This window comes from Exiguobacterium sp. A1_3_1 (genome assembly GCF_048985645.1).
Lineage (GTDB): Bacteria > Bacillota > Bacilli > Exiguobacteriales > Exiguobacteriaceae > Exiguobacterium_A > Exiguobacterium_A indicum.
Window position 1 is genome coordinate 1 of sequence record NZ_WBYY01000169.1, and the last position, 6,937, is coordinate 6,937.

Consider the following 6,937-nt stretch of genomic DNA (forward strand, 5'->3'; position numbering starts at 1 on the left):
AATTGTGTCGTTTCTTCAGCAATCGTATAGATGTTCACGGATGCTTTTTTATACGATTGTGTGCCCGACTCCATGCGCTGGACATCTAAGAAATCATTGACGAGATTCGCAAGACGTTCCGTTTCGGAATGGATCGTCCGCAAATATCGATCTTGGCGCGACTCTTCGATGTCTCGGTTGAGCATGAGTTCTGTAAATCCGTAAATCGAAGAGAGTGGCGTCCGAAGTTCATGAGAGACAGTTGAAACGAGTTCTGATTTCAAACGATCCATTTCAGTCTCTTTCGTCACATCACGCATGACGAGCATCGTTCCTTTATGTACGTGATGGATGTGGATCACCTCGACATAAAATTGAATGAATACCGTTTCGTTTCGAATCGAGAACTGTAAACTATCAGTCGGTAATTCTCCACGCAGAACTGCATCAACATAACGGCTAAAGACTTCTGGTTCGTCGACGACGGATCGAATGACTTCTAAGCACGTTTGCAATGTCTCCTGTTCAGTCTGGACATCGTAACGCAACTCCGGGAATAAATCGTATAATGGTCGATTGACGAAGACCTCTTCTTTACCCGGTTCAAGATAGATGACGGCCTCTCGAATCGAATCGAGAATCCGCTCCGTCTTCGTTTTCTCTTTCGTCATCTCGTCAAACAGCCGCATCCGTAAAAGCGATAGCGATAATTGGCGGGAGAAGGACATGACATCACGCATCTGTTCGTTCGTAAACTGATCGCGGTAACGGACAAGGTAGATGTACGCAATGATGTCATCTGCAGTGGGGTCGAGAATCGGTACAGCTGTTTCGTACATATAGTACGGATATGGCAATGGATGATTGCTTGCGACTTGTTTAGAAGAATGAACAGGTGACTTTAGTGACTCAGCTCGTTTTAAGAGAGATGCATCGTTTTGAAGCAGCTGTTCTGCCAATTCATCCGTCATTCCATACGTAACGACAGAATAACTATCTTCTTCATCAACAAATACTAATGCACCAATCTCAGAATCCGTGATCGTGACGAGCTTCTCGATGATTTCCGGATAAGCAGTCAACGACTCACGCGCCGCGAGCGTTTCTGTCAAATCATTCCGATACTGCAGATGTTGCTCATTCCGCGTCGTCAGCTCTAATGCTTCTTCGAGTTCTTCTTGCTGTGCTTGTAATTCTTCCTGCTGTGCTTGCAATTCTTCCTGTTGCGCTTGTAATTCTTCATTTTTCGCTAATAAATGCTGCTTGTTCTCGGAAATCGAACTTGCCATCTGATTGAAGGATAACGCCAGAATTCCGATTTCATCTTTACGATTCGGTACTTTGACGCTCGAAACATCTTCACCGTTCGCAAGCCGTTGACTGTTCTTGACGAGAGATAATAATTCCATCGTGATGCGGCGGATAAACGGATAAATAAAGAAAATCAAGACGGCAAGTAAGACGACGATATTCGCTAACCAAATCAGCTGTGTCGTCCGGATTTCCCGTTCCAGTTGGTCACTCGTCCGTTGTGCCCAATCCTCTAAAAATTCACGATAACCGCCGAGTGCTAGCTCGCTCTTATTGATTTCCGAGAGTACATCAATGTTTCCTTGAGCATCTAATTGAATCTTACCTTCAGCTAATAATCGCTGACCAAGTGGCAGTTCAGCAAGTGTTGTTCCTTTTAAGAAGGATTCCGTGACATCTCCAGATTCTTTCGCTTCGACATACGATTGAATAAGCGGCAAAATCGCATCGAAATAATAACCATACAATTCTCTCGAGGACTGGGCGAATGCCTTTCCTTGATCATAAATCGCATTTTTTTCGAACCATTCTGTTTGCTGATCAATCTTATCTTGTTGAGCCATGACTTGATTGTATAGATCACCATTCCCCATCAAGGCATAACCGCGCATGTTGAACTGGACATCCTGCCACTCTTCCCATAAAGCACCCGCACGTGCACTCCGGTCACGGATATCTTCTAATTTCGCCCGAGTCGCCTGCAGTTTCGTATCGGTGTAGTTGTAGACGATCAATGATGAAATCATCAATGTAGCTAATACGACATAAAAGGAGGCCATGAGTTGACGTCCGATTTTTCGATTAATCCACTTGGTGATCACTCAGTATTCCTCCCACGACATCAATCAGTTCTAACGGACTAAAGGGCTTCGAGAAAAAGTAATTCGCTCCGATTTCTTCTGCTCGTTCGCGGTCTGATTGTTGACTTTTAGCCGTCAACATCATGATTTTTAAGTGTTGCTTATCTGGATGTTGTCGGACTTTTTCGATGACTTCAATCCCTGTCATTCCAGGCATCATGTAATCGAGTAAAACGAGATCATACTCAGCGTTCATGATTTTTTGATACGCTTCGTCACCGTCCGTCGCTTCGTCAATCGTATATCCTTCATCTTCTAGTGTATCGAGTACTAACATGCGTAAGACATCTTCGTCTTCTGCTAATAAAATACGCGCCATCTATTAAAACCTCCCAAAATTATCCATCATCAAAGTGACATATCTTCTTTATTTTACACAGTTCCTTCACAATAAGAAACGGAAATCACTTCAGAAACTGATTTTACCTCCTTCTTCTTCATCCCTCTTTCGACCCATACTAAAACCTCCCTCATCTCTACCTAAAGTAGGAGGATGAGGAAGGTCTCAGTAATTTAAATTAAATCAATCGTTTCTTCTAAAGCAAACGCATAGATGACCTTGCGTGAAATTCGAATATGAAGAATCGCTTCTAACGCTTCTTGATACAGATTCAACTGAGTTGCGTATCGATCCCGTAACACATCAGCAGGTGTCTGTCCGACTTCTGTCGTGACGATTTGATCCGATTTATAATCGAGCAAGATATATGACTCCCCATCCTGAATCAAACAGTCGACGATTCCTTGCATGACTGCGTCATCCACTGGACCTATCCAGTCTTTCCGGAAACGCGATGCCCCGATCTTATATGTGAACGGCAATTCCCGATAGACGTGGTTCGTCCGTAATCGTTCGCTAAACAATTGTCCGATTTCAGAGTCGAGGAACCCTTGTAACTGTGCTGTTGCTTCCCGCATCGTCGTCGCTTCAATCGGCGTAATGCGTTCCGTTGCTTCCCACTGATTGATTTGTTGCGAAATTGATTCGTCCGGTTCATACAATTGCATCGCTAAGTGTAAGACCGTCCCTCGTTCCGCTCCACTTAAAACAGGTCCGAGGAATTGTGGCGTACGGTAATACGTCGTCTGGCGATATGTCGTTTCGAATGCTGCACGTTCTAGCTGTTCCGCCCGCTTCAGTTCCGTGACGGTCTGTTTTGCTGCCGTCTCTGTCGCAAGCGCATGCGGATACTGATACGAAAATGCCGCTTCGACGATTTCTTTGACTTGCGAATTAACCGGCACATCGATTTTTTCAAGCTTCTGAACATGTTCGAGTTGCTCCACGAGTGTTGAGATTTCTTGATACGGTGCTAACTCCTCTAACGACATCACGCGAATCGACCAATCCGTCTCATCAGGACGTAGTAAACTGCTGCGTAAGACTGCCGGAACGACCCATTCCGCATAACTCTTCGCTTGGCGCCGGTCATTTTCAGGAAGTAAGACTTCATCTGGTGGCGTCATCTGCCAGGTCGCCATTTGATTTTCTAAATCCTTGACTGTCCCGACGAGAATCAACTTTTCCTTCGCTCGAGTCATCGCAACATACAAGACGCGCATCTCTTCTGCCTTCATCTCTCGATCCATTTCCCGGCGGATGACTTCTTTTAAGAGTGTCCCAGATCGCAAACGACGAATCGGATCAATCGCATCCAGGGCAATACCATACGTCTTATGCAACTGAATCGCCTGCATTTGATCCTGTTTGTTGAATTGCTTCGTCAATTGGCTGACGATCGTCACGGGGAACTCGAGTCCTTTTGATTGGTGGATCGTCATGATGCGAACGACGTCCTCGTCTTCTCCAAGCGAACGGGCTTCTGCGAAGTCTTCTCCTCGTTCAATTAATCGATTGATCAGACGAAGGAAACGATAGAGTCCACGATAACCGGACGTCTCATATTGCTTCGCTCGCTCATATAAGGCGTTCAAGTTGGCTTGACGACTTTTTCCTCCGGCGAGACAGCCGACGTACTCAAAATAGCCGGTCTGATCAAAGAGCGATCGAATGAAGGCAGGTAGGGCACTCCCACGCGCTTCAGTTCGCCATGATTGAATCTGACGGATGATTTCATCCATTCGAATTCCGAGTGATGATTCCTCTGCCGCCATTGCTAGCGCTGCCTCATAAAAGCTTCCTTCTTTTTGTTTTGCTCGAATCCGTCCTAAATCTCGATCCGCCACCCCAAAAATCGGCGATCGTAACAGACTCGCGAATGGGATGTCTTGAAGCGGATTATCGATCGTCTTGAGCAATGCCATCATGATTTGAATTTCCGTCGCTTGGAAGTATCCGCCCGTCGTATCCGCATAGACCGGAATCTCATACTGTTCGAGCACTTCGACAAGCGCTTGGACACGCTTACCACGCGACCGTGCTAAGACGACGATATCGCGGTATTCACACGTTCGGAATCGGTTCGCTTTCGCATCGTAAATCAGATGTGGATGCTTCGAATCAACGAGTTCTAAAATTCGCGTCGCAATCGCTCGTGCTTCAACCTCTTCCTTTTCACTATCAAGTGGATCTATCAAGAGTAATTCAGGCGCCACTTGCTCCGATTCGAGATAACTCAGATTCCCGAGTCGAAGGTGCGCGGCTTCATCGTAATCAATCTCCCCGACCGTCTCATCCATCACTTGGCGGAAGATTTGATTCGTTCCATCCAGCACCTCAAGACGACTCCGGAAGTTTTTTGTTAAATCGATCCGTGTTCCAACGTCGGTCTGTTGGAATCGTTTGAATTTCTCAAGGAACAATCCTGGCTCTGCATGACGAAATTTATAGATGGATTGTTTGACATCACCGACCATGAATAGATTTCCTGTCGCCTCATCCGTTTTCGAGACCAATTGGATGATGCGTTCCTGAACCTCGTTCGTATCTTGATATTCGTCGACCAGTACTTCAACGAAGCGTTCCTTCAGAAGTTTTGCCACGTCTGACGGTTGTCCTTCGTCCGTCAAAATCTCTAATGCAAAATGTTCAAGATCCGAAAAATCGACGATACCACGTTGTTGTTTCGCTTCGAGATAATCGCTTGCAAATTGACGTACGAGTGTCACGATCGTCTCCACGTGTCGAAGCTGCGACCGCAAGTCCTCCAAGTAATCAACACCAGTCTTTTGGACGAACAGCTCTTTCATTTTCTTGAACTCCGCTACGAGTCGCGTCCGCTCTGCTTGAAACGGTTTGATTCCTTCATCCCCGCGTGGACTCTTCCAGCGACCGAACTCTACTGCTTGAAAAGCAAGCGCAACCATCGACCAGTGGCGTGCCGACGTCTCAAGCGAGGTAAAAGGAGCAATGTCCTGAAGCATCATCTGTCCCATTTCCGTATAACCAGACTGCTCCAGCTCAAAAGCAAGTTCTCGGTAACGTCCTAATACATTCGAGAGACTTTCCCACTCTAATTCGACTAGTCGTTGCATGAGTGGAGAATCATCCGGGTCAATCGGCTGATCGTACTGACTGATTAAATGTGCATAAAAAGCTTCCGGATCCGGTAAGGAACGGGAAAACCGATAGAGATTCGAAATCAGTGTCAGCATCGCTTGATCATCGCGATCTGACGTATAACTATCAATCAAATCATAGAATCCCGGGTCCTCAGAAGCATAAAAGGACTCAAAGACCGCTTCTAAGACATCGTCTTGCAATAACAGTAATTCAGATTCATCGGCAATTCGAAACGCAGGATCTAAACCAATCCGGTAATAATTCTCGCGCAGAATCGACAAACAGAACGAATGAATCGTTGTAATTTGTGCCCGGTTCATCAATTGACGCTGTTTTTTCAAATACAAATCATCAGGTGCCTCTTTGATGCGCCGGTCCATGACCTCGATGACTCGCGTCTTCATCTCACGTGCTGCCGCATTCGTAAAGGTAGCGACGAGAATCCGATCAGCCGACAGCTCATCTTCGGGATCAATCAATCGTTGCGTCAGCCGTTCAACGAGGACCGCTGTCTTCCCTGATCCCGCTGCCGCTGAGACGAGGATATGTCCACCTCTAGCTGAAATGGCTTGTTGTTGTTCTTCCGTCCAACGCACGCTCATTCTTCTTCCTCCTTCAACCGTTCCAGTACCTCTTTTTCAGACATCGGTTTTAATGGGCGATACTGATTCCCAAGCGATTCATCGAACTGACAGACTGAACGATACTCACAAAAACTACACGGTGTCCGCTCTTGATAATCAAACGGATTGATGGCGATATCCCCATCATAGATATCTTGACTGCTGTCTTTTAATGCCTCCCATGCATGATCCATCAGCGCTGATAAATCTTCCTCTTGTACGACACCTTTCGTCTGCGTCTTATGCAGTCCGTTTTTTGTGAATGTCACTTTGACGAGCGGTGATTTTTTTCGTTCATCGTACGCAATATGATCCATCGCTCGTAGTACCTCGTCATTCTCGAGAATGACGCCTTGCATTTGATAGGACTCGAGTAACAGTTGGTTGCGCTCTTCTTCGTCAGCCGATAAATCGCCTCGTAGCATCGGGTTTTTGACGTGGAAATATAACGCACCAGCTGGTTTCGCCTGCTGTTGATAGAGCAACTCCGACTGTTCCACGACCGTCTTCAAATACAACAACATCTGAATCGCAAGCCCATAATAGATTTCCGCAAAATCCAGTCCTCGAGCACTCGATTTGTAATCAATGATTCGAACGTATAGCTGATCACCGATCGTCGCCTGATCAATCCGGTCGATGCGACCCGTGAATTCAATTTCTGTTCCATCCGGTAACGTAAAGCGTAATGGCTGTCTCTT

At 46.1% G+C, this 6,937-nt stretch carries 4 protein-coding genes; all 4 read right to left on the minus strand.

Translation table 11 applies throughout. From position 1 onward, the window contains the following. The coding region (locus tag F8N00_RS14850) for a histidine kinase dimerization/phospho-acceptor domain-containing protein (RefSeq protein WP_421018478.1) at nucleotides 1–2,111 on the minus strand (2,111 nt) is incomplete at its 3' end. Further along, nucleotides 2,092–2,469, minus strand: a complete 378-nt coding sequence (locus F8N00_RS14855) for a response regulator (RefSeq protein ID WP_023467390.1) — start codon at nucleotides 2,467–2,469, stop codon at nucleotides 2,092–2,094. The genes F8N00_RS14850 and F8N00_RS14855, both read right to left, overlap by 20 nt. Before the next feature lie 194 nt (nucleotides 2,470–2,663). After that, nucleotides 2,664–6,215 carry a helicase-exonuclease AddAB subunit AddA gene (addA, locus tag F8N00_RS14860; RefSeq protein WP_421018479.1) on the minus strand — a complete coding sequence of 1,184 codons (3,552 nt, stop codon included), beginning with the start codon at nucleotides 6,213–6,215 and terminating at the stop codon, nucleotides 2,664–2,666. Beyond that, the coding region (locus tag F8N00_RS14865) for a PD-(D/E)XK nuclease family protein (protein WP_421018480.1) at nucleotides 6,212–6,937 on the minus strand (726 nt) is incomplete at its 5' end. The genes F8N00_RS14865 and addA, both read right to left, overlap by 4 nt.